The sequence below is a fragment of the Haemophilus paraphrohaemolyticus genome (assembly GCF_002015045.1).
Lineage (GTDB): Bacteria > Pseudomonadota > Gammaproteobacteria > Enterobacterales > Pasteurellaceae > Haemophilus_A > Haemophilus_A paraphrohaemolyticus.
Map to the genome: position 1 here is coordinate 21131 of NZ_MUXX01000017.1, position 22051 is coordinate 43181.

The following is a 22051-nucleotide window of genomic DNA, read 5'->3' on the forward strand; positions in this document are numbered from 1 at the left end:
CTTCCTTATTCTACGCTATTCATCGCTTGCCAAATACTCAAAGCTTCAGCCGTTTCGGCAACATCGTGCACGCGGACGATCTTTGCTCCGTTTTGAACCGAGAGTAATGCCCCCGTTACGCTGCCAATTACGCGCTGATCCACAGGTTTGCCCGTAATTGCCCCAATCATTGATTTTCTGGAAAGCCCTGCTAACACAGGGAAGCCAGAATCAACAAAGGCTTTGAGATGTTTCAATAATTGGTAATTATGTTCAACAGTTTTGCCAAAGCCAAAGCCAACATCTAAAATAATATGCTCTTTAGGAATACCCGCAAGCGTACATTCTAAAATGCGGTGGTTCAAAAAATCTGCCACTTCTTCGACGACATCCTCATAATGTGGGGCTTGTTGCATCGTTTGCGGCGAGCCTTGCATATGCATAATGCAGACAGGTAAATCAAGTTCTGCGGCGGTCTCTAGTGCATTCGGTTCGGTTAAGGCACGAATATCATTGAGAATATCCGCCCCTGCTTTTGCTGACTCGCGGAATACTTCTGCCTTTGAACTATCTACTGAAATCAAGCAATCAAAACGACTTCTAACGGCTTCAACAAGCGGTACAACTCGCTCAATTTCTTGCGAAACGGTCACAATTTCCGCATTCGGACGGGTAGACTCCCCCCCAATGTCGATAATATCTGCCCCGTCATTAAGCATTTTTTCAACTTGGAAGAGGGCTTTGTCCAACGAAAAAAACTTGCTTGAATCCGAGAAAGAATCGGGCGTGAAATTCAAAATGCCCATAATATTCGGGTGAGTTAAATCCAACAAGCGGTCAGATTTTTGTTGGTTTTTGAAATGGATTTGCATTTTGTTCTCCTTTTTCAACCGCTATTTTTCCGCTCGTAACTTCGCCAATACCGCTTTCATTTTTTTATCAAGCGGTGCGGTAATCACCATTTCTTCACCCGTTTTTGGGTGTTCAAAACGAATAGCATAAGCGTGCAAGAACAGGCGATTTAAGCCCATTTGTTGCATTTTCTGGTCGAAATTACGGTCGCCATATTTATCATCACAAGCTATTGGGTGCCCAGCGTGTTGGGTATGCACGCGAATTTGGTGGGTTCGCCCAGTCACAGGTGATGCTTTTACCAAGGTCGCTGACGGATAGCGCTCTTCAATCACAAAACGGGTTTCCGACGGCTTGCCCGCTTCGCTCACTTTTACCATTCTTTCACCGCTTGCAAGTTCATTTTTGAGTAGTGGTGCTTTCACTACTTTGACGTGTGCTTGCCATTGCCCTCGTACTAATGCCAAGTAATCTTTTTGCACCACTTTTTCACGCAGTTGCTCGTGTAAATTGCGTAATGCTGAGCGTTTTTTAGCAACGAGCAGAATGCCCGATGTGTCACGGTCGATGCGGTGCACCAATTCCAAGAAACGTGCTTGCGGACGTAATGCACGCAAGGCTTCAATTACGCCAAAACTCAAACCGCTTCCGCCGTGCACGGCAATGCCAGAAGGCTTGTTGATAACTAACATCACTTCATCTTCATACAAAATTTGGCTCTCTAATTCCGCCACTTTGTTGAGTTTGGTTGAAACGGGTACTTCGCTTTTCTCTGCCACACGCACAGGTGGCACACGCACGACATCATCTTCTTGAAGTTTATATTCTGGCTTAATTCGCCCTTTATTGACGCGCACTTCGCCCTTACGCACGATGCGATAAATCAAACTTTTCGGCACACCTTTCAGCTTCGCCAAAAGAAAATTATCCAAACGTTGTCCCGCTTCATCATCGGAAATGGTAAAAAATTGCACGCTGGCACTGATTACTTTTTCTGTTATCATAAAATGTGAAATTTAGAGATAATATTGCTCTAAATTCTATCACAAACGCCCTCTTTTTCGGGCAAATTCAACAAAAAGGATCAAAAATGTCAGAAACAGCTCAAACAGCAACGCAAAATATTGATGTGGTAGCGACCACCGAGAAGGTACTTAAAAAAGTCGATTCGATGAGTTTCGATGCCATCTTAAATGATTATATGATTCCGTATGGCACAAAAATTATCCTAGCAATCGCGATTTTTGTGATCGGGAAATGGTTGGCAAAAGCGATCAGCAAGCTACTCAGCAAAGCGGTGTTAGCTTCCACCAAAGATGAGATGCTACAAAGTTTCATACGCTCAATCAGCTATTTCTTGCTGCTACTGATTGTCGTGATAGCCTCACTTTCTCAACTTGGAATTAACACAAGTTCATTGGTCGCATTAATTGGTGCTGCGGGCTTGGCGATTGGTTTATCGTTGCAAAATTCATTACAAAATTTCGCGGCGGGTGTGATGTTACTGATTTTCAAACCGTTTCAAAAAGGCGATCAAATTGAAACGGGTGGCACAGTCGGTACGATACAACAGATGGGGATTTTAGTGTTAGAGCTTCGCACATCTGATAATAAAACAGTACTTATTCCTAACAGCAATGTGTTTTCTGGCAAAATTACTAACTACTCAGCAAACGATACCCGCCGTCTTAATTTTGTATTTGATATTGCCTATGATACAGATTTGAGAAAAGCCAAAGAGATTATCCTCCAAATTCTCACGAATGAAGGCAAAGTGCTTTCAACACCCGCCCCTGATGTCTCTGTGAGTGAGTTAGCTGCAAATAGCGTGAAATTAGGCGCTCAAGCGTGGGTAAACACATCAGATGCCTCTTCTGCTTATAGCAGCGTGTTGGAACAAGTTAAACTGGCTTTTGACGAAGCGGGCATTGTGATTCCGTTTAACCAGTTGGATGTGAATTTGATGGGAACAGATAAGTTATAATAAATAGATAAAACCTTGGAGAAATCCAAGGTTTTGTTTTAGATAAGGACGTTTAAAATTCTACTGGGCGGCGCTGTGCTTTTGAGCGTGGTGGAATTTCAAGTTCAATATCTGCAATGTTTTTTCTAGGTTGAGAATCTTGCTTTTGTATCTGTTCTTTTTGCGAATTATATTCTTGATTTTCTGTATTCATCGCATTTTCTCCTATCGTGGGTATATTTGTGTATTATATTGAAACGAGTTAAAAATAAACAATAAGAAATTTCCCACAACCCTTTTGGCATTTTATTTTCTGGCGTGTAGAATAATTCAACAAGGAGAAATAGATGGCAGATTACCCAATTGACCGTGTGATGGCGTTTGATAAGCGGGCTTATCAGGCGATTGATAAATTGTTAGCTGAGGAAGGGATTAAACGCGACCCGAATTTAGATTACACCTGTGCGATGTATGATGAAGAGGGTGAAATTATCGCAACGGGAAGTTGTTTTGCCAATAGTTTGCGATGTTTGGCAGTTTCCTCAGTACATCAAGGTGAGGGGCTGATGAATGCGATTGTGACCCATTTGATTAACGAGCAATACGAGCGGGGTAATTCGCATATTTTTCTTTACACTAAATGTAATTCCGCAAAGTTTTTCCAGAGCTTAGGTTTTTATGAAATTGCACGTATTAAAGATAAATTGGTGTTTATGGAAAATCAACGTAAGGGCTTTGCAAATTATTTAGAAAATCTGACCGCTTGCGTGCCCAAAATGCAGGCAGGGCAGCGAGTTGCAGCGATTGTGATGAACGCCAATCCGTTTACGCTTGGCCACCAGTATTTGGTTGAAAAGGCTTCATGTGAGAATGATATCGTGCATCTGTTTGTGGTGAGCGAAGATAAAAGCCTCGTGCCATTTTCAGTGCGTAAGCAGTTGGTAGAAGCGGGTGTGGTGCATTTACCAAATGTTTATTGCCATGAAACTGCGTCTTATATGATTAGTTCTGTAACCTTTCCAAGCTATTTCCAAGAGAATGAAAATGCGGTGATTGAGAGTAATGCATTGCTTGATTTGCAGATTTTCAGTCAGATAGCCAAAGCATTGGGAATTCAACGCCGTTATGTGGGTGAAGAGCCATTTAGCCGTGTAACTAACCTTTACAATCAGATTATGCAAGCAGAATTGCCGAAAGCGGGGATTGGGTGTGTGGTTGTGCCACGTAAGGTGATCGAAGGGCAGGCAACTAGTGCCTCTAGCGTACGAGCAGCGATACAAGCGGGCGATTTTGAGAAAGTTTCTGCAATGTTGCCTGAGAGTAGTTACCAATTTTTATTGAGTGCGGAAGGGCAAAAGGTTGTACAACGCATTCAGCAAGCAGAGAACGTGATTCATTATTAATTTTTAAGGGGATAAAAATGGCTTTTAAATATAAAGTAATTGGTTTTGACTTGGATGGTACGCTAATTAACACCTTGCCTGATTTAACGTTGGTGGTGAACTCGATGTTCTTAGAGCACGGTTTGCCAACGGTAACGCAGGAAAAAGTGCTCAGCTGGGTGGGGAAAGGTGCAGATATTTTCTTCCAAAATGCGGTAAATTACACGGGCAAACTGTTTGATGCAATGCAATTGACCAGTATGCGTGCGAGCTTTGATAAGTTTTATGCCACTTATGTGTGTGAAGAGAGCACGCTCTATCCTAATGTTAAAGAAACGCTGGAAGCCTTGAAAGCCAAAGGATTTACACTGGTAGTGATTACCAATAAACCAACCCATTTGGTTGAGCCTGTGTTAAGAGCATTTGGGATTTATTCACTCTTTAGTGAAACCTTAGGTGGTCAATCATTACCAAAAATCAAACCAAATCCAGACCCGATGTGGTTTATTTGCAAGAAATTCGGTATTCAGCCAAGCGAATTGCTATTTGTGGGTGATTCTGAAAATGATGTGATTGCTTCAACAAGAGCGGGCTGTGATGTGGTTGGTTTAACTTACGGCTACAACTATAATGTGCCAATTGAGCAGGCAAATCCAACATTTGTGACGTCAAATTTTGCAGATGTGTTAGAAATCGCGACAAAAGAAATCTAATTTTTTGAGGTGCGAGAGAGTAAAAGGGTATTTTTGTCTAAAAAATGCTTATTTTGAACTTAATTTGTGCAATGTTAAAGATGTTTTTAAAAATATGTTTGACTTAATTTTAAGATTCTCTATAATACACCTCGTTATTCAGTTTTACTGAATGATGCAATGAAAAGTTGCCCGAGTGGCGGAATCGGTAGACGCAAGGGATTTAAAATCCCTCGCCTTTCGGGGCGTGCCAGTTCAAGTCTGGCCTCGGGCACCATTTTAAAGCAACTTAAATGCGGGAATAGCTCAGTTGGTAGAGCACGACCTTGCCAAGGTCGGGGTCGCGAGTTCGAGCCTCGTTTCCCGCTCCATTTTAAAATATGCCCGAGTGGCGGAATCGGTAGACGCAAGGGATTTAAAATCCCTCGCCTTTCGGGGCGTGCCAGTTCAAGTCTGGCCTCGGGCACCATTTAAAATAACTAAAATTATGCGGGAATAGCTCAGTTGGTAGAGCACGACCTTGCCAAGGTCGGGGTCGCGAGTTCGAGCCTCGTTTCCCGCTCCATTTCTTACAATAGAAAATAAATGATAGCACCTTGAGGTGCTTTTTTTATGTCTAAAATTTTCCTATCTACGTTATTGTTTTTTCTTTAATTTGTTCTCTAATCTTTTGCCTCATTTCTTATGTGAGCGTACTATAATGGTATTTGTTTTTATTGATTGAGGAATTTAAAATGTCAAAAACACTCCAACAAAAAGCGGACGAAGCCCGCAATATGTGTAAATTAAAAGGTGACTCAATGTTAGACAATGCTGATCGCCAAATTGCCTTTGAGGCTGTTTATGATAGCGAAGCACAAGCAAAACAAGCGGTCGAATTTTTCACGCAAAAAGCAAAATCGGTGGAAACAGAGGCTTGTCAAATTAAGTCAGAAATCAAACCGCTTGCAGATGGCTTTTTAATGCAGATGTGGATTGAATTTAGCTGTCAAGCAGAAGTGGTGTTATTCCAAATGGCGGTGAGATAAACGTAAAAGGCTGAAATGATGTAAATGAACCCTTTCAGCTTTTGTTATTTTCATGCTAGCCCTTAAACATCGGCAATTTTTCTGCCATCGCCAACAAATGGAAAATTGCGGTGCAGATGCCGAAAATAAAAACTAAAAAAATGACCGCTTGATTGCCTTTTTTCGTTTTGTAAGCCAGCCACGCGGGGATAATACAAGTCCAAAGTGTTGCAATGGCGCCCGCATAGCCAATCGCTTTTAAAAAGCCAAGTGGTGAGAGCAGCGAGAAAATCAATGGCGGTAAAAAGGTAACCGCCCAAGATTTGGTTCTGCCCGCTTTATCATCAGCAAAGCCAAAGAAATCCGCCAAGAAATCAAAAGTACCAAGTCCCACGCCAATAAATGAGGATAAAATCGCGGCAATCGAAAAAGCATGCAAGGTTTGCGAAATTTGCCCCACTTCGATCTGTTCGCCAATATGTTGTAACAGCACGCCTAAATCGCCATTGCTTGCCAAAATTGGGGCAAAATTTTCACGTGGCAATACGCCAAAAATGCTGATGACCCAGAGTAAATAAAGCACCAGCGCAATAAAAGTGCCGCCCGCAATCGCCCATTTTGCCTTGCGTTCTTCGCCATAATAGGCTCGCATGGAAGAAACTGAGTGATGGTAGCCAAACGAAGTCAGTGCAATCGGCAACACCGAAAGGCTGTATTTGGCATATTCGCTGTTCTCATTCGGTAAATCCCACAGCGTGTTCAAATTGATATGGTTAATCAACCCTGAAATGCTTAAGTAGAATGAAATCGCCATAAAGGAAATTAGTACAATTGAGATGCGATCAACCAAACGGGTGGAGTGCCAAACGAAAAATGAAAAAATCACGACGAAAATGACCGACCAAATTCGAGCGCTTACCTCGCCAAAATCAAGATATGGCTTGGCTAAGTTTTGCAGAATATCGCCTGAAGCCGTGATATAGGCGTAGAGCAAAATACCACCAACAAAATAGACTGCCAGATTGTTAATAATGTTAATAGGCTTGCCTAGCACTGCTTGGGTGACGGTGTTAAAAGAAGAGCGAATGGGATGGTCTTGATATACTTCCAGCAATAGCCAGCCTGAGAGCGTCATCGTGATCATCGTCAGCGTAATCGCCGCGAGCGTCCAGCCCGTCCACGCCCCCGCACCAGACATCGGCAAACCGAGCATTCCAGCCCCCACGCAAACGCCCGTAATGATGCACGCACCACCAAAAAGAGAAGGTTGTTTTTTCACAAAAATTCCTATCAAAAGAAAACGCAAGCGGTCGTTTTTGGTAATTTTTTACTAAAAACGACCGCTTTCCATTGCGTATTTAATTAACTTACTTGTTTTTTCGTTCTTACGTTTAACATAGCCAATGCAATCAAACTCATTATAAAGCCTGCAATGGCGCCTAATCCTGCAAAAATCAGATAAGGTTTCGGAATGGCATTTAGGCTAGCATTTTTCGCAAAATGGAAGGCAACAAGGTTATTGTCTAGCGGTTGAACCGATTGCATCATTTTGAGTTTGTTTTCCCAAGAGGCATCTAATTTTGCTTCTGCCGCCGTTTTAACTTGTTGGAATAATGCTTTCCATTTGTTGATAAGTTCGTTGTTCAATGCGGTGCGAGTTGTGGCATTTACGCTTTTTAAGTATTCCACAAATAAGTTATCCACATCGGCGAGGTTATATGAAGAAAAACTTACATTTACCGCATTTCCATTCACGCTGCTTTGGAAACCTTGTGCTAATTTTTCGGCATAGGCTTTTGCGGATAATCCTTCTAATTCGGCACGTTGTTGTACACTTGGCTGTTGACTTAAAAAGGCAATGCGTGGCTCGCTAGCGGTTAAATTTTGCGAGAAAATTGCAAATGTCGTTTGGGTTGCTTTGCTTTCCATTTTGCTGACATCCACCGCCTCTGCATCACCAGAAACCAGTTGGAAGGTGGAAAAAAGGGAAAAATAGTTACCTAATTCCTCCATTTTCGGGGCAGTAAATTGAGCTTGGACTTGCCATTGCGTAGGCTGATAATGGGCGGTTGTTGCGCCTAAACCTGCACCGATAGCGGTGAGTAAAATTGTGTTTAGAATTTTTTTAAACATAGGATTATCCATCTTGAAAAGAAACAGCCCCATCGGGGCTGAATTATGCGTAACCTAGGACAAAAGCCCTAGGTGCTAAGAATGCTTCACTGAATTTTTTCTTACTCTCCGCTTCAATCGTCTGACAAAGCGGGTGATTTTCCACGCACGCACGATGCTGTAAGCGTAAAGGAAGAACAGTGCGATAAAGCCAATCACCATTGAAGATTGATCCCAATAATTCACTTCGCCAAGTACGCCAATGGTGGCGCAAACGGCTGCCCAGAAGGTGATCACAGCAAGCGCTTGGCGGGAGGTTAAACCTGCACGCATCAGCAAGTGGTGCAAGTGCAAGCGGTCGGGTCTGAAAGGACTTTTACCTTTTTTCAAACGGCGGAAAATCACCGCCACCATATCAATCAACGGCACGGCAATCAGCCATAAACCTGTGATTGGGCTGATGGCATGCCCTTGCCCTTGGGTGCTTAATAGCAACATCCAGATGATGGTAAAGCCAATCAGCGTGCTGCCTGAGTCGCCCATAAAGACTTTCCATTTCGCGCCGAATACGCTTAAGTTAAACATCGCATACGGAATAAGTGTGAGTACAATTGCTAAACACCAGTAAGCGATGGCATGTTCGCCGTTAATCCACATCAACGCACCGATGCCCGCAAAACTTACGCTAGAAAGCCCTGCAAGTAAACCGTCAATGCCATCTACCATATTGAACGCATTGATCACGCCAATGGTGATAAACACGGTAAAGAGTAAGCTGAAAAAGCCAAGTTTGATGCTAAATGGAGCAATGATTTGCCCTAGGCTTTCGAGTTCTAGGCCGCTGTAAATCATTGCACCTGCGAGCACGGCTTGAATGCCTGCACGCAATGCGGGGCTGATGTCAAAGCGGTCGTCCAATACGCCGATAACCAACAAAATGGTTACTGAAAGCAGGTACAAACCTGGCAACGGCATGGTGTCATATTGAAATGCGTAATAGGTTAAATTGCCTAAAAAAAGTGCAATACCGCCGATTAATGGAATCAATCCTTGATGGCGTTTACGGAAATTAGGTTTATCTACCAAGCCGATTTTTTCTGCCACAGGGCGCATAAAAATCAGCGAGGCAAAGGAAACGATTACAACGGCTACAAAGGTCAGCCACATCATATTTTTTCCTAAAATAGTGTGATAAAAAATTATGCGAAGAATAGCACAAAGGTGAAGATCTTGAAAATTTTTTGCAAGATTATGCCGAAAAATAACCGCTTATTGATTATTCCCGCCCTGCTTATTTTTCAGTAAAATAGCCCCGAATTTATTACGAGGAATTTATTATGTCAAAATCAGAACAACTCTTTGAAAAAGCGCAGAAAGTCATCCCTGGCGGGGTAAACTCGCCTGTGCGTGCATTCAAAGGTGTAGGTGGTACGCCTGTTTTTATTGAGAAAGCAGAAGGTGCATATATTATCGACAGCGATGGCAAACGTTATATCGACTACGTTGGCTCGTGGGGCCCGATGGTCTTGGGGCACAACCACCCCACAATTATTGATGCCGTGTTAAAAGCGGTGCCGAATGGTTTGAGTTTTGGTGCTCCAACCGAGAGTGAAATCACGCTCGCTGAACTTGTTTGTAAACTTGTGCCTTCTATTGAATTAGTGAGAATGGTAAGTTCGGGCACAGAAGCGACAATGTCGGCAATTCGTTTAGCACGCGGTTATACTGGTCGCGATAAAATTATTAAATTTGAAGGCTGCTACCATGGGCATTCAGACAGCTTATTAGTGAAAGCTGGTTCAGGCGCATTAACTCTTGGTCAGCCAAGCGGGCCAGGCGTGCCAGCAGATTTTGCGAAGCATACCATTACTTGCATTTACAACGATTTAGATTCGGTAAAACAAGCATTCGAGCAATATCCAAATGAAATTGCTTGTTTGATCGTAGAACCTGTGGCGGGCAATATGAACTGCGTGCCGCCAAAAGCAGGTTTTTTACAGGGTTTACGTGAGCTTTGCGACCAATATGGCACGGTATTTATTATCGATGAAGTGATGACAGGCTTCCGCGTTTCACTTGGTGGAGCACAAGCTTACTACAATGTGAAACCAGATTTAACTACGCTCGGTAAAATTATTGGCGGTGGGATGCCAGTAGGTGCATTTGGTGGTAAACGTGAAATTATGGAAGCAATTGCCCCAACAGGGCCTGTTTACCAAGCGGGCACACTTTCAGGCAACCCAATCGCAATGGCGGCGGGCTTAGCTTGCTTAACCGAGCTTTCCAAAGCAGGCAATGAAGAAAAATTAGCCGAGAAAACTAAAACCTTAGCAGCAGGCTTAAAAACATTGGCAGCCAAACACAATGTACCATTTGTGGTGCAATATGTGGGTGGGATGTTCGGTTTATTCTTTACCGAGCAAACTGAAGTAACTAGCTTCCAAGAAGTGATGAAATGTGACGCAGCAAAATTTAACCGCTTCTTCCACTTAATGCTTGAACAAGGCATCTATCTTGCTCCATCTGCATTTGAAGCAGGCTTTATGTCGCTTGCTCATTCAGATGAGGATATTGAAGCGACGTTACAAGCGGCAGATAAAGCATTCTCTGCGTTATAACAAAAATAGCAGCTGTTTTTGCAGCTGCTATTTCGTTTCCATGCCTACTTTGTTATTGATTTAGCCAATTCAAAAATTGTTCAGCATCTAAAAATCCTGTTACGCGCATTCGGCTAATTTCTTGCCCTTGTTCATCAAAGAACAAAATTGTTGGTAAGCCTAAGATTTGGAAGCGTTGCATAATGGCATCGTTTTCAGCGGAGTTACGGGTCATATCTACTTGGAGCACCACCATTTTGCCCAATTTTTGTTGTACTTTGGCATCTGAGAATGTGTACTTTTCGAACTCTTTACACGCCACGCACCAGTCGGCATAAAGATCAAACATCACTTTTTTGCCCTTGGCTTCAGCAAGTTGTGCGTCCAATTCAGCCAATGAACTAATGCGGGTAAATTTCAGGTGTGATGTGGTTTCTATAGCCTGTGAGCCATTGCTCCATACAAGATTTGCCCACGGGTAGGCAGATAAAGCAAACAGTGCAAACAAACCAATGCGAATCGCATTTTTTAACACACCTGTAGCAGGAATAACGCTAATGAGCCAACCTAAGAATACCAATGCTAAAGTAGACCAAAGTAAGGGTTCAATTTGAGTTGGTAATAAGCGGGCAATTAGGAAAATCGGTAACGCTAACATTACAAAACCGAAGGCGGTTTTTACTTTTAGCAACCAATCGCCCGATTTTGGCAGAATTTTGTTACCAAAGAGAGTGATCAACACTAGTGGAATACCCATTCCAAGTGCGAGCAAATAAAGTGCTAAGCCACCAGTGAATAGATCTCCACTTTGAGCCACGTAAAGCAATGCACCTGAAAGTGGGGCAGAGGTGCATGGTGAGGCAACCAAGCCTGCGATTATCCCCATGATAAACACGCCACCGAATGCACCACCCGATTGTTTTTGGCTGAGTGCATTCAACTTTTGTTGCCACGCATTTGGCAAGCGAATTTCAAACAAACCAAACATTGAAGCCGCCAGCAAAGTAAATAAAATCGCCAAACCGATCAGCACAGGTGGGCTCTGCAAGGCAATTTGGAATGGCAAGCCGATTGCTGCCACTACTAAACCGAGCAAGGTATAAGTCAGAGCCATACCTTGAACATAAGTTAGGCTAAGTAATAAGGCTTTTATATTGTTCGGACGTTCTTGATTACCAATGACAATGGCTGATAGCAACGGCAACATTGGCAAGACACACGGGGTAAATGCCAAACCTAAACCTAGTACGAAAAACCAAACGATCGATAAGCGATTTTCAGACAGTTGGCTTGCTAGCTGGTCTTGTTGGCTAATCACCGTAGGGTGAGAAGCGGTCGAATTTTCAGTAGGATTTGCAAAATTTTGAGCAGAATTAACCGCCTGTGTGTCCAGGTTTTGTAGTGGTACGTTTACCGTTTCAGGCGGGTAGCAGAAGCCTTTGGTGCACCCTTGGTAATGAATTTCAACTGAGCCATTTTGGGCTGATTTTAGCGGAATCTGTAACGCCAATTCGTTGCGGAAAATTTCCACATCGCCGAAAAATTCATCTTGATGGCGTTCCGCTGGCGGAAATTGCCATTCGCCCAATTCGGCTTGTGTTGGGATAATTTGCATCTCTTTTTGGTAGAGGTAGTAGCCATCTGCAATCTGCCAATTTAACGCTAATTGGTTGTCCGTTTGCTTGGCTTCAAATTGGAAAGCTTGTTGGCTTGTAAGGAAAGTCGGTTTTTTATCAAATAAGCCTGCCTGACCATTGAGCGAGAGGCAGAGACTTACGAGAAGTATCAGAATACGTAACATTTTAAATCACACTTTTAAGTAAATAGAGAGTATAGCCTACAAAACAGAGTATCAAAAGAAATCCCTCAAAGCGGGTAATTTTACCTTGTTTTTTGCGACTGAATGGATAGCAGCAGAGAGCGAGTAGCACTGTAAGTGCAGACATCACCAGCATATCGCGGCTGAAAATATCAGGCTCAACGTGCATTGGGCTAATTACTCCTGCAATGCCAACTACCACCAAGGTATTAAAGAGGTTTGAGCCGACAATATTGCCGAGGGCTAAATCAGATTCGCCTTTGCGTGCTGCGATAATGGAAGATGCTAGCTCAGGTAAAGAGGTACCCACCGCTACAATGGTTAAACCAATAACTAAATCGCTCACGCCCAATTCTTTGGCAAGCGACACTGCACCGACTACCATCAGTTTTGAGCTTGCCATTAACAGCAATAAGCCGACTACAAGCCAGAATACCGATTTTTTAAGCGAAACGGGCACTTGGTTTTCTTCTTCCTTAGCCGCATCAGGCGATTTTCTCGCCTCCCAAATTCGCCAACCCATATAAATGACAAAAACGACCAATAAAATGACCGCTTCTGTTTGAGTAACTGTCGCATCAGTTAAAAAATAGGCAGAAAGTGCGGTAATCGCCAGCAATGCAGGCAGCTCTTTTTTGAGCACATCTTTTGCCACTAAAATGGGCGAGATCACCGCGGTTGCTCCTAAGATCAGCGCAATATTGGCGATGTTCGAGCCATAAGCGTTGCCTAACGCTAAGCCAGATGCTCCGTCTAATGCGGAAGATGCAGAGACGAGCATTTCAGGCGTGGATGTGCCAAAGCCTACGATCACAATGCCGATAAGTAGAGGCGAAAGCCCCAAGTAGCGTGCAGTGGCAGATGCGCCGTCCACAAATTTATCGGCACTCCAAACAAGGAGAATTAAGCCGATGGCGAGGTAGAGGATGTCGAGTAGCATAAATATTCCTAGGTGTTGTGACTTAATTTCTTCGTTAATAGATACCACCAAATCTCTCCTACCATTTCACAAAGAGGGGGTAGGGAGATTTGGCAGAAGCAAAGGCGAAGAAATTAGCTAATAAATTTACGAAAATTTTATATTTAAAAAATTCAAATCAGGGTATTTAAACCCAAACCCATCCGCCAACAAATGTGTTGGTACAAGTGGTTGATTATCCAACAAGATTGCCGAACGTTCGCCAAGTAGCCATTTCAATACAAAAGCAGGCACGTGGCAGAATGCAGGTATACGACACCGCTTTGCCATCCAGCAATTGAATTCCGCATTGGTCACAGGATAAGGCGAAACGAAATTATACACCCCAACGCAGTTCGGATTTTCCAATAAGAAACATAGGGCACGTAAATAATCCTTTAATGCAATCCATGCCCAATGCTGTTTGCCATTGCCTAATTTCCCTCCAAGCCCTAAGCGATAAAGTGGGAGCATTCTTTTTAATGCCCCACCTTGTTCGGAAAGTACAATGCCCGTGCGGATAAGGCAAAGCCTTGTAGTGGCTGCTGTTTTTAATGCCTCTGCCTCCCACTGTTTGCATAATTCTGCTGTAAATCCACCGCTTGAAGGTGTGTTTTCATTACCATATTCGTCTGTTGGTAAATTGCCATAAAAGCCTGTGGCAGAGCTAGAAATAAACACGGCAGGCGGCAGTGTGCTTTTGGCAAAGAGATCGGCAAGCTGAGCAGTCAGTCGCACGCGACTGTCGAGCAATTTTTGCTTCTGCTTTTCTGTCCAACGTTTATCAAAAATCGGTTCGCCCGCGAGGTTAATCACGGCATCAAATTCATTTAAATCACTAAAATTTGCAAGAGTTTGCACAAATTTGACCGCTTGATCTATCTGTTTTTTTCGGCTGAGTAGCGTGAGTTTATGCCCTTTTTCTAGCAAAAGCGGGACTAAATGAGAGCCGATAAACCCCGTGCCGCCAGTGAGTAAAATCTTCATTAGAACGAGCTTTCAAACAAGGTGCGGACAGTTTGCATTAAGTCGTCGATGTCCGTGCCACGCGTTGGGGTAATAAAAATAGTGTCGTCACCAGCGATTGTGCCTAAAATGCCTTCGCTTTTGCCGATGGAATCGAGCAGCCGTGCAATCAACTGTGCCGCCCCAGGACTAGTTTTCACTACGATCAACAGATCATTATGATCGATATCCACAACCAAGTTTTTCAATGGGCTGGAGGTGGTCGGCACGCCCAATTCATTCGGCAATTGGTAAACCATTTCCATTTTGGTGTTGCGGGTACGAACTGCGCCGAATTTAGAGAGCATTCGAGAGACTTTAGATTGGTTAATGTTTTCAAAGCCTTGATCTTGTAAAGCGGTCACAATTTCACTTTGTGAGCCAAATTTTTCTTCTTTTAACAGGGCTTTAAATGCTTCGGAAAGTTTATCCATGGGTTTCCTTTTTGATTAAAAATTCAATTTATATGCAAGATTTTTGCGTATCTATGCAGAAAAAGCAATTTATTCCGTTAACTTTCTCTGTGAAGAAAATCATTATCTTGCAAAAGCTTGATTTAGATTATATTTTCAACGGAACAAATCCCCCTTACTAGGTAAAAATCTGTTAAAATTAACCTAATTTTGAAATTAAATTCTTTTATTTAATAGGAGTTTCTTATGAAATTAACCCTTTTAGGTGCCGCAGGCGGTATCGGTCAAACGCTGGCATTATTGTTAAAATTACGCTTACCAGTGGGAACAGAACTTGCTCTTTATGATATTTCACCTGTGACGCCAGGTGTTGCAGTAGATATTAGCCATATTGCAACCTCTGTAAAAGCCATCGGTTATGCAGGCGAAGATAACTTAGCGGCTGCATTAAAAGATGCACATATGGTGCTTGTTACGGCAGGTGTAGCTCGTAAACCTGGTATGACCCGTGCAGATTTATTCAACATCAACGGTAACATCATTAAAAATCTTATCGAAAAAGTGGCTGATGTTTGCCCAAATGCCTGTATTGGTATCGTAAGTAACCCTGTAAATACTTTAGTGCCATTAGCAGCAGAAGTATTACGTAAAAAAGGTGTATACGACAAACGTAAATTATTTGGTGTTTCCACTTTAGACGTTGTGCGTGCGAAAAGTTTCGTGTCTGAATTAAAAGAAAAACACGCTGAAACCGTGAAAGTGCCTGTAATCGGTGGTCACTCTGGTCCAACCATTCTTCCACTGCTTTCTCAAGCGTTATCTGAAGGTCGTAAAATTGATTTTACTCAAGAAGAGATTGAATCTTTAACTTATCGCATCCAAAATGCTGGTACAGAAGTGGTTGAAGCTAAAGCTGGTGGCGGATCAGCAACTCTTTCTATGGCAGAAGCGGGTGCACGTTTTGCTGTAGCAGTATTCAAAGCATTACTAGGTGAAGACTGTGTTCGTTACGCTTACGTAGAAAGCAAAAAAGACAGTGGCTACCCAGAGTTCTTTGCTCACCCTGTGCGTTTCGGTTTAACGGGGGTGGAAGAGTTGCTACCAATTGGTCAGTTAAGCGAATATGAGCAAGAAAAATTAAAAGCATTAGAAGAAGTGTTAGAAGCGGATATTAAGTTAGGCAAAGACTTTGTGAATGCTTAGTTTACCCTATATTTGAGGATTGATCTTTTCAACTTTTTTTCTATTATTGAATGGAATAAATAAGGAGTTTAGTATGAATAAAGCATTTTTATTTGGTTTAGCTGGTTTAACGATGATGCTGGTAGGGTGTAGCAACCAACCTGTTTCTGTAGCAAAAGGAAATGTAAGTGTTGTTGGTGCAGCTGAAACAAAAACATCAGATAGAAATATTCACTTTAGTGAAGATAATGTAAATGGAAAAACTTCAATTGTTCAATCTCAAACTACTCAAAAAGAGGTTGTTATGATACCTGAGAAATCCACCGCAATTTGCAATGATGGCACTTTCTCTATGGCTATTTTAAATGAAGCTTGCTTGAATAATGGTGGTGTGAAAGAGGCAATTTCGAGATATTATTCGGAATAATATTCATCTCTAACCTATATTTAGCCGAGGGTTCATTACCTTCGGCTTTTGCGTTTATATTCTTCCCTTCAAAAAATTTCCTCAAAAACTTCTTGCATAATTATGCAAAAATTCATAATATTCATTCAATTCATTTAGTTTACTTAACAGGATTTAACGAATGGCAATTCGTCTTCATCACGTCAATTTTTTCTATGGCAGTAACCAGGCACTTTTTGATATCAATTTAGATATTGAAAAAGGCGATGTGGTTGTGTTGCTTGGTCCGTCTGGGGCAGGGAAAAGTACGTTAATTCGCACACTGAATTTATTGGAAGTGCCTCAAGAGGGCACACTTGAAGTGGCAAAACACAGCTTTGATTTATCGTCAAAAATGGATGCTAAACAAATCGCTTTACTACGTCGTGAAGTGGGAATGGTGTTCCAACAATACCATTTATGGAACCATTTAACCGTGCTACAAAATCTGATTGAAGCTCCAATGAAAGTGTTGGGAATATCGAAAGAAGAAGCGATTACACAGGCAAAAAACCATTTAGAACGCTTACGTTTAGGCGAATTTGTTGAGCGTTTTCCGCTACAACTTTCTGGCGGTCAACAACAACGTGTGGCGATTGCTCGTGCTTTGATGATGCAACCGCAAGTGTTGTTATTTGATGAACCAACCGCAGCACTAGACCCAGAAATCACTGCACAAGTGGTTGATATTATTAAGGAATTAAAAAATACAGGCATCACGCAGGTAATTGTGACGCACGAAGTGGGCGTAGCTCGCAAAGTAGCAACCAAAGTGGTGTATATGGAGAAAGGGCATATTATTGAGCAAGGCGATTCAAGTTGTTTTGAACAGCCAAAAACCGCAGAGTTTGCTCAATATCTTTCTCACTCTGAATAATTAAACACACATTTAATAAGGACTTTCTTATGAAAAAATTACTTATCGCATCCTCTATTGCATTCGCAACTTTCTCCGCACAAGCAAAAGATTTAACTTTCGCAATGGAACCAAGCTACCCACCGTTTGAAACCACCAACGAAAAAGGTGAAATCATCGGTTTTGACGTCGATATTGCCAATGCAATTTGTAAAGAAATCCAAGCAAACTGCTCATTTAAAAGTCTCTCTTTTGACGGCTTAGTGCAGGCGGTAAAACAAAAACGTATTGATGGTGTAATTTCCGCAATGGACATCACCGAAGCACGTAGCAAACAAGTGCTTTTCTCTGATGTCTATTATGATAGCTCAGCAAGTTTCATTGCCCTAAAAGGTAAAGCAGACTTAAACACAGCGAAAAACGTAGGCGTACAAAATGGGACAACTTTCCAACAATATGTTGTAGCCGAAGCAAAACAATACGCTCCTAAAGCGTATAACTCAATTCAAGATTCAATCTTAGACTTAAAAAATGGGCGTATTGATTTAATCTTCGGCGATACTGCCGTATTAGCCGATATGCTTTCAAAAGAAACGGATTTAACCTTTGTGGGTGAAAAAGTGACTAACCAAAAATACTTTGGTAATGGTTTGGGGATTGCGATCAACAAAGGCAACAAAGATCTTGTAGATGAGTTAAACAAAGGTTTAGCAACTATTAAAGCGAACGGCGAATACCAAAAAATCTACGATAAATGGATGACAAACAAGTAAGCTATGTTTACCGAATATCTTCCTTTAATTTACAGTGCAACGCTCATGACGCTTGGGCTTGCACTGGCGTCGCTTGTCGTTGGCTTATTACTTTCCATGCTTTTTGTAAGTTTGGAGATGAATAAGACCGCTTGCATCAGCAAACCAACCACGGTTTTTCTCACTTTAATGCGTGGTTTACCTGAAATTTTGGTCGTGTTGTTAATCTATTTCGGTTCAACTGAGCTGATCGAAAAAATCACAGGCGAATACATCGAATTTAGTGCCTTTAATAGCGGTGTGCTGGCGTTAAGCTTAATTTTTGCTTCCTATGCTTCACAATCACTGCGTGGGGCAATTCAAGCGATTCCGAACGGACAGTGGGAAAGTGGTGCGGTGTTAGGTTTAAGTCGCCGTTACACTTTCATTCACATCATTATGCCTCAAGTGTGGAGACACGCTTTGCCTGGTTTAAGTAACCAATGGCTCGTGTTGTTAAAAGATACTGCGCTGGTTTCCCTCATAGGAGTGGATGATTTAATGCGTCAAGCGGACTTAATCAACACTAACGAACATCAACCCTTTACGTGGTATGGTTTTGTAGCATTGATTTACCTTGCAATTACCTTGATTAGCCAAATGATTATTCGCCGTCTTGAACTGCGTTTCACTCGTTTTGAGCGAGGAGGCAAATAATGTGGGATTATTTCTTAGTTATCGCACAAGGTATTCCAACTAGCCTTAGCTTAATGGCGGTGTCGTTAATGATTGCATTTGTGTTGGCGATCATTTTCACATTCTTGCTTTCAATGGAAAATAAATTCGTGAAAAGCTTAGTCAATGGCTATTTGATGCTCTTTACAGGCACGCCGCTATTAGTGCAATTTTTCTTAATTTACAGCGGGCCGGGTCAATTTGAATGGCTCACACAAAGTCCACTTTGGGCATTATTTTCTGATGCGTGGTTTTGTGCAGTATTGGCTTTAGCACTAAATAGTGCGGCATACTCAACGCAACTTTTCCACGGAGCAGTAAAAGCGATTCCGAAAGGGCAATGGGAAACTTGTGCAGCATTAGGTTTAAGCCGTTTAGATACGCTCAAAATCTTGATCCCGTATGCATTAAAACGAGCGTTACCTTCTTACAGCAACGAAATCATTTTGGTTTTCAAAGGCACATCACTTGCCTCCACGATCACGATTTTAGATATTATGGGCTACGCTAAACAGCTTTACGGCACAGAATATGATGCAATTAGCATTTACGGTATTGCTGGGGCGATTTATCTTGTGATCACTGGCATTATGACTGTGCTGTTGCGTAAATTGGAACATAAAGTACTGGCATTTGAGCGAGTGTAGTTTTCTACAAGCGGTCAATTTCTAGCATAAATTTGCAACATTGCTTGATCTTTCACACAAAGGGCGTATTATTCGCCCTTTGTTTTTTCTGGGTTCCCTAACCCCAATCTCTACTAAAAAGGAAAATTATGCATTACCCAATCCCATTTTCTGATCCGCAAAAGCGATCTTCTCTGAAACTTTTAGCCTTTTTCCATATTTTTATCTTAACTATCAGCAATTTCTTAGTACAACGCACCTTTGAAATCACTGTACCCTTTACCGGTTATGTCATCCCAACTACCTGGGGCACATTCACATTCCCATTTATCTTTTTAGCAACAGATTTAACGGTGCGGGTATTTGGCGCTGAGCTAGCACGCAAAATTATTTTCGTGGTAATGTTCCCTGCCTTACTGATCAGCTATGTGATTTCAGTGCTGTTTTTTGAAACACAGTTCCAAGGTTTCTCCGCACTAAGCGAATTTAATTTCTTTGTATTCCGCATCGCACTAGCCAGTTTCAGCGGTTATGCTGTAGGTCAGATTTTAGATATTTTGGTGTTTAATCGCCTACGCCAAGGCAAATCGTGGTGGCTTGCACCAACTTGCTCGACCATTTTCGGTACGATGATCGACACCTTCGTCTTCTTTGCAGTTGCTTTCTATCAAAGCGAAGACGTTTATATGGCAGAGCATTGGTTCACCATCGGTACGGTAGATTATGCATTCAAGCTTTTTGTCAGTCTGCTGCTATTCTTACCACTTTATGGAGTGGTGCTAAAATTTATTATGCAAAAATTCCATTTGAAATAGATATTTCAACCGCTTGTAGGGCTTGCATTGCTCGCCCTACATTTCATTTTCTATGCTTTTTTCAAACTTTTGCCCTGCGGTTTTCGCTGAAATAAAGAAAAATGAACCGCCTAATAAACATATTGCACCAAGCAAAAAATGACGATTAAACGCCCGCTTACGCCCATCTGCAAAAGTGAATACCGCTACGATAACCGCCAAGGGCATTGCCAACGCATTAAACAAACTGCCAGAAAGTGGTAAAATTCTTCCCGAAACTTGCAAATACAAATGGCAAGAAAGAGCAAACTACCTGCCAAAGCACGTACGGAATTGTTGTTGAGCAGATCAAACTGAAAGATCATAAAGCGAACGATGGGATAGTTTATTCCCATCAGTAAGGTGTAGGAAAGTAAGGCGATAGGCGAATTTATAGCGTTAATCCATAGAAAACGAATATCACTGGTTATTTTATAGGCATAATGGACAAAAAGAGTTGGTTTTTGGCTAATTATGCCTTTATTTCTACCTATTTGAGCAATTCCTCATTCTTTTTGTAATTCCACTTACTACGTGGTTTGTCGATATATTGGAAATGCTCGTTAGTGAATGTGCCTTGAGTGCAAGTAATTTTGTCGCGGCGGGTATTTACCGTTTGAGTACCAATCACTGCATTTAATGTTTCTGGCCCCGTCATCGCAAAAACGCCGCCGTCAATACGACGGTTTTCAATATTTTCCACAATTAAATCTAACGTGGCTTTCATAATCGGATGCCCTGCTTCGCACGCTAGGAAGAAGTTGGTGTATTTATCTCGGCGTTTGATTAGCACTTCCGAATCTTGCTCTGCAATAATTTGTGAGAGAGGGAAAACCAAATGCCCATCGATATCAATGTAAATGCCACCTTCACGCCAAAGAGTAAAGACACGCCAAAAATCTGCTTGGGCGGCACCATCGGTAAGCTGGCTGTAAGCGGCAAAAACGTGTGGTTCAGCGTGGGCTTTAATGTATTCTTCGCGTGCTTCGGTGCTGACGTAGCGGTAATCGTAGCTGAGCGACATCAAGCGGTTGAACAAATAGTTGCAATACATTGGCAAGGTCACTTTGTTGGAATAGTTGGTCTGCCAAATAGTGCGGTTAATTTTGTCTTGACGAGAGGTCTTCAACTTCGCAGGGCTAAATTCTGGAATGGTAAAGCGTTTTTTCGGAAATAGGGCGTGGAACGGATAGCCCGAGATTTTCACAATGTTGCCCAACAAGCGAGAAAGCCCGTTGCATAGCACGATAAATTTTTCGTATTTGACTGACATTTTTATTCTCTTGTAGGGTGGGATTTATCCCACTGATTAACATTTCAATAATTTTGGTGGTATAAATCCTACCCTACGATTCCAACTGTGAAATCGCAAAATCAAGCGCGTAATCATACCCTTTTGCACCTAATCCGCAAATCACGCCTTTTGCGACATCGCTCAAATAAGAGTGATGGCGAAAAGGTTCACGGGCGTGAACGTTGGACAGATGCACTTCCACAAAAGGAATTGCCACCGCCAACAACGCATCTCGCAAAGCAATGCTGGTGTGGGTGAACGCTGCAGGGTTGATGATGATAAAATCCACGTTGCCAAAGGCTTGGTGAATGCGGTTTACAATTGGTTCCTCGCCGTTGGCTTGGAAATAATCTAGTTCATAACCACGTTTTGCCGCCTCATTTTGTAGGTGTGTTTCAATATCGGCAAGCGTTTGTGAGCCGTAAATTTGTGGCTCGCGTTTGCCCAACATATTGAGGTTAGGGCCATTTAATAGGAGGATTTTTTTCATGGTTTATTAAGCTCATCTATGTTTTTTTACTCTCTCCCCTTGTGGGAGAGGGACAGAAAAAAGGTACAACCTGATAACAT

General features: G+C 42.2%; 25 protein-coding genes and 4 tRNA genes. 16 read left to right on the top strand and 13 right to left on the bottom strand.

Annotated features, from left to right (window positions below):
• Nucleotides 1-5 precede the first annotated feature (5 nt).
• Nucleotides 6-851: a dihydropteroate synthase gene (folP, locus tag B0184_RS08665; RefSeq protein WP_005709115.1), complete on the bottom strand. Its 846-nt coding sequence runs from the start codon at nt 849-851 to the stop codon at nt 6-8.
• Nucleotides 852-872: 21 nt separating this feature from the next.
• Nucleotides 873-1835, bottom strand: a complete 963-nt coding sequence (gene rluC, locus B0184_RS08670) for a 23S rRNA pseudouridine(955/2504/2580) synthase RluC (RefSeq protein ID WP_005709106.1) — start codon at nt 1833-1835, stop codon at nt 873-875.
• Between the two features lie 86 nt (nt 1836-1921).
• Between rluC and B0184_RS08675 the strand changes: the two genes are divergently transcribed.
• The gene (locus B0184_RS08675; RefSeq protein ID WP_005709121.1) at nt 1922-2815 is read left to right on the top strand and encodes a mechanosensitive ion channel family protein; all 894 of its coding nucleotides are present in this window, start codon (nt 1922-1924) and stop codon (nt 2813-2815) included.
• A gap of 52 nt (nt 2816-2867) precedes the next feature.
• On the opposite strand, the gene B0184_RS10565 is transcribed toward B0184_RS08675, so the two are convergent.
• Nucleotides 2868-3008, bottom strand: coding sequence for a hypothetical protein (locus B0184_RS10565; protein WP_005709134.1), 141 nt, complete (start codon nt 3006-3008; stop codon nt 2868-2870).
• A gap of 133 nt (nt 3009-3141) precedes the next feature.
• Between B0184_RS10565 and citC the strand changes: the two genes are divergently transcribed.
• From citC to B0184_RS08710, 7 genes are all read left to right on the top strand, one after another.
• The gene (citC, locus tag B0184_RS08680; RefSeq protein WP_005709129.1) at nt 3142-4197 is read left to right on the top strand and encodes a [citrate (pro-3S)-lyase] ligase; all 1056 of its coding nucleotides are present in this window, start codon (nt 3142-3144) and stop codon (nt 4195-4197) included.
• 17 nt (nt 4198-4214) lie between these two features.
• Complete coding sequence (locus B0184_RS08685) at nt 4215-4889, top strand: phosphoglycolate phosphatase (RefSeq protein WP_005709141.1); 675 nt, start codon at nt 4215-4217, stop codon at nt 4887-4889.
• A gap of 169 nt (nt 4890-5058) precedes the next feature.
• A tRNA-Leu gene (locus tag B0184_RS08690) sits at nt 5059-5145 on the top strand.
• An 18-nt stretch (nt 5146-5163) separates the two neighbouring features.
• A tRNA-Gly gene (locus tag B0184_RS08695) sits at nt 5164-5239 on the top strand.
• A gap of 11 nt (nt 5240-5250) precedes the next feature.
• Nucleotides 5251-5337: transfer RNA gene (locus tag B0184_RS08700), tRNA-Leu, on the top strand.
• A gap of 20 nt (nt 5338-5357) precedes the next feature.
• Nucleotides 5358-5433: transfer RNA gene (locus B0184_RS08705), tRNA-Gly, on the top strand.
• Between the two features lie 169 nt (nt 5434-5602).
• On the top strand, nt 5603-5896 hold the full coding sequence (locus B0184_RS08710) for a YfcZ/YiiS family protein (protein WP_005707926.1): 294 nt from the start codon (nt 5603-5605) through the stop codon (nt 5894-5896).
• 55 nt (nt 5897-5951) lie between these two features.
• Here the strand turns inward: B0184_RS08710 and B0184_RS08715 are convergent, their stop codons facing one another.
• The 3 genes from B0184_RS08715 to wecA all read right to left on the bottom strand — a co-directional run bounded on the left by B0184_RS08715 (nt 5952) and on the right by wecA (nt 9154).
• A complete protein-coding gene (locus B0184_RS08715; protein WP_005707921.1) occupies nt 5952-7154 on the bottom strand; it encodes an aromatic amino acid transporter in 1203 nt (400 codons plus the stop codon).
• 83 nt (nt 7155-7237) lie between these two features.
• Nucleotides 7238-8008 (bottom strand): hypothetical protein, encoded by a 771-nt coding sequence (locus tag B0184_RS08720; protein WP_005707933.1) that lies wholly within the window; start codon nt 8006-8008, stop codon nt 7238-7240.
• 75 nt (nt 8009-8083) lie between these two features.
• On the bottom strand, nt 8084-9154 hold the full coding sequence (wecA, locus tag B0184_RS08725) for a UDP-N-acetylglucosamine--undecaprenyl-phosphate N-acetylglucosaminephosphotransferase (protein WP_005707915.1): 1071 nt from the start codon (nt 9152-9154) through the stop codon (nt 8084-8086).
• Nucleotides 9155-9324: 170 nt separating this feature from the next.
• Here wecA and hemL point away from each other — a divergent pair, with 170 nt between their 5' ends.
• Nucleotides 9325-10605 (top strand): glutamate-1-semialdehyde 2,1-aminomutase, encoded by a 1281-nt coding sequence (hemL, locus tag B0184_RS08730; protein ID WP_005707935.1) that lies wholly within the window; start codon nt 9325-9327, stop codon nt 10603-10605.
• 52 nt (nt 10606-10657) lie between these two features.
• Here hemL and B0184_RS08735 read toward each other — a convergent pair whose 3' ends face one another.
• The 4 genes from B0184_RS08735 to argR all read right to left on the bottom strand — a co-directional run bounded on the left by B0184_RS08735 (nt 10658) and on the right by argR (nt 14800).
• Entirely contained in the window at nt 10658-12385 is a 1728-nt protein-coding gene (locus tag B0184_RS08735) for a protein-disulfide reductase DsbD (protein ID WP_005707923.1), read from the bottom strand.
• A 1-nt stretch (nt 12386) separates the two neighbouring features.
• Nucleotides 12387-13343 carry a calcium/sodium antiporter gene (locus B0184_RS08740; protein ID WP_005707928.1) on the bottom strand — a complete coding sequence of 319 codons (957 nt, stop codon included), beginning with the start codon at nt 13341-13343 and terminating at the stop codon, nt 12387-12389.
• 126 nt (nt 13344-13469) lie between these two features.
• Nucleotides 13470-14348, bottom strand: coding sequence for a TIGR01777 family oxidoreductase (locus B0184_RS08745; RefSeq protein ID WP_005707932.1), 879 nt, complete (start codon nt 14346-14348; stop codon nt 13470-13472).
• Nucleotides 14348-14800: a transcriptional regulator ArgR gene (argR, locus tag B0184_RS08750; RefSeq protein WP_005707931.1), complete on the bottom strand. Its 453-nt coding sequence runs from the start codon at nt 14798-14800 to the stop codon at nt 14348-14350. The genes B0184_RS08745 and argR overlap by 1 nt, the downstream gene beginning before the upstream one ends.
• 225 nt (nt 14801-15025) lie before the next feature.
• Here argR and mdh point away from each other — a divergent pair, with 225 nt between their 5' ends.
• From mdh to B0184_RS08790, 7 genes are all read left to right on the top strand, one after another.
• Complete coding sequence (mdh, locus tag B0184_RS08760; RefSeq protein ID WP_005707924.1) at nt 15026-15982, top strand: malate dehydrogenase; 957 nt, start codon at nt 15026-15028, stop codon at nt 15980-15982.
• Between the two features lie 73 nt (nt 15983-16055).
• Nucleotides 16056-16388 carry a hypothetical protein gene (locus B0184_RS08765; RefSeq protein WP_005707930.1) on the top strand — a complete coding sequence of 111 codons (333 nt, stop codon included), beginning with the start codon at nt 16056-16058 and terminating at the stop codon, nt 16386-16388.
• A 160-nt stretch (nt 16389-16548) separates the two neighbouring features.
• On the top strand, nt 16549-17283 hold the full coding sequence (artP, locus tag B0184_RS08770) for an arginine ABC transporter ATP-binding protein ArtP (protein WP_005707913.1): 735 nt from the start codon (nt 16549-16551) through the stop codon (nt 17281-17283).
• A 29-nt stretch (nt 17284-17312) separates the two neighbouring features.
• On the top strand, nt 17313-18035 hold the full coding sequence (locus tag B0184_RS08775) for a transporter substrate-binding domain-containing protein (RefSeq protein WP_005707914.1): 723 nt from the start codon (nt 17313-17315) through the stop codon (nt 18033-18035).
• A 3-nt stretch (nt 18036-18038) separates the two neighbouring features.
• Nucleotides 18039-18710 carry an arginine ABC transporter permease ArtQ gene (gene artQ / locus B0184_RS08780; protein WP_039851003.1) on the top strand — a complete coding sequence of 224 codons (672 nt, stop codon included), beginning with the start codon at nt 18039-18041 and terminating at the stop codon, nt 18708-18710.
• Nucleotides 18710-19375 carry an arginine ABC transporter permease ArtM gene (gene artM, locus B0184_RS08785; protein ID WP_005707918.1) on the top strand — a complete coding sequence of 222 codons (666 nt, stop codon included), beginning with the start codon at nt 18710-18712 and terminating at the stop codon, nt 19373-19375. Before artQ ends, artM begins: the two co-directional genes overlap by 1 nt.
• Before the next feature lie 128 nt (nt 19376-19503).
• Entirely contained in the window at nt 19504-20169 is a 666-nt protein-coding gene (locus B0184_RS08790) for a 7-cyano-7-deazaguanine/7-aminomethyl-7-deazaguanine transporter (protein WP_005707916.1), read from the top strand.
• Between the two features lie 36 nt (nt 20170-20205).
• Here the strand turns inward: B0184_RS08790 and B0184_RS08795 are convergent, their stop codons facing one another.
• The 3 genes from B0184_RS08795 to aroQ form a co-directional block, all read right to left on the bottom strand.
• Nucleotides 20206-20433, bottom strand: a complete 228-nt coding sequence (locus B0184_RS08795) for a hypothetical protein (protein ID WP_078177674.1) — start codon at nt 20431-20433, stop codon at nt 20206-20208.
• A gap of 244 nt (nt 20434-20677) precedes the next feature.
• Nucleotides 20678-21460: a glycosyltransferase family 32 protein gene (locus B0184_RS08800; protein WP_005707925.1), complete on the bottom strand. Its 783-nt coding sequence runs from the start codon at nt 21458-21460 to the stop codon at nt 20678-20680.
• 73 nt (nt 21461-21533) lie between these two features.
• Nucleotides 21534-21971 carry a type II 3-dehydroquinate dehydratase gene (aroQ, locus tag B0184_RS08805; protein WP_005707922.1) on the bottom strand — a complete coding sequence of 146 codons (438 nt, stop codon included), beginning with the start codon at nt 21969-21971 and terminating at the stop codon, nt 21534-21536.
• Nucleotides 21972-22051 lie beyond the last annotated feature (80 nt).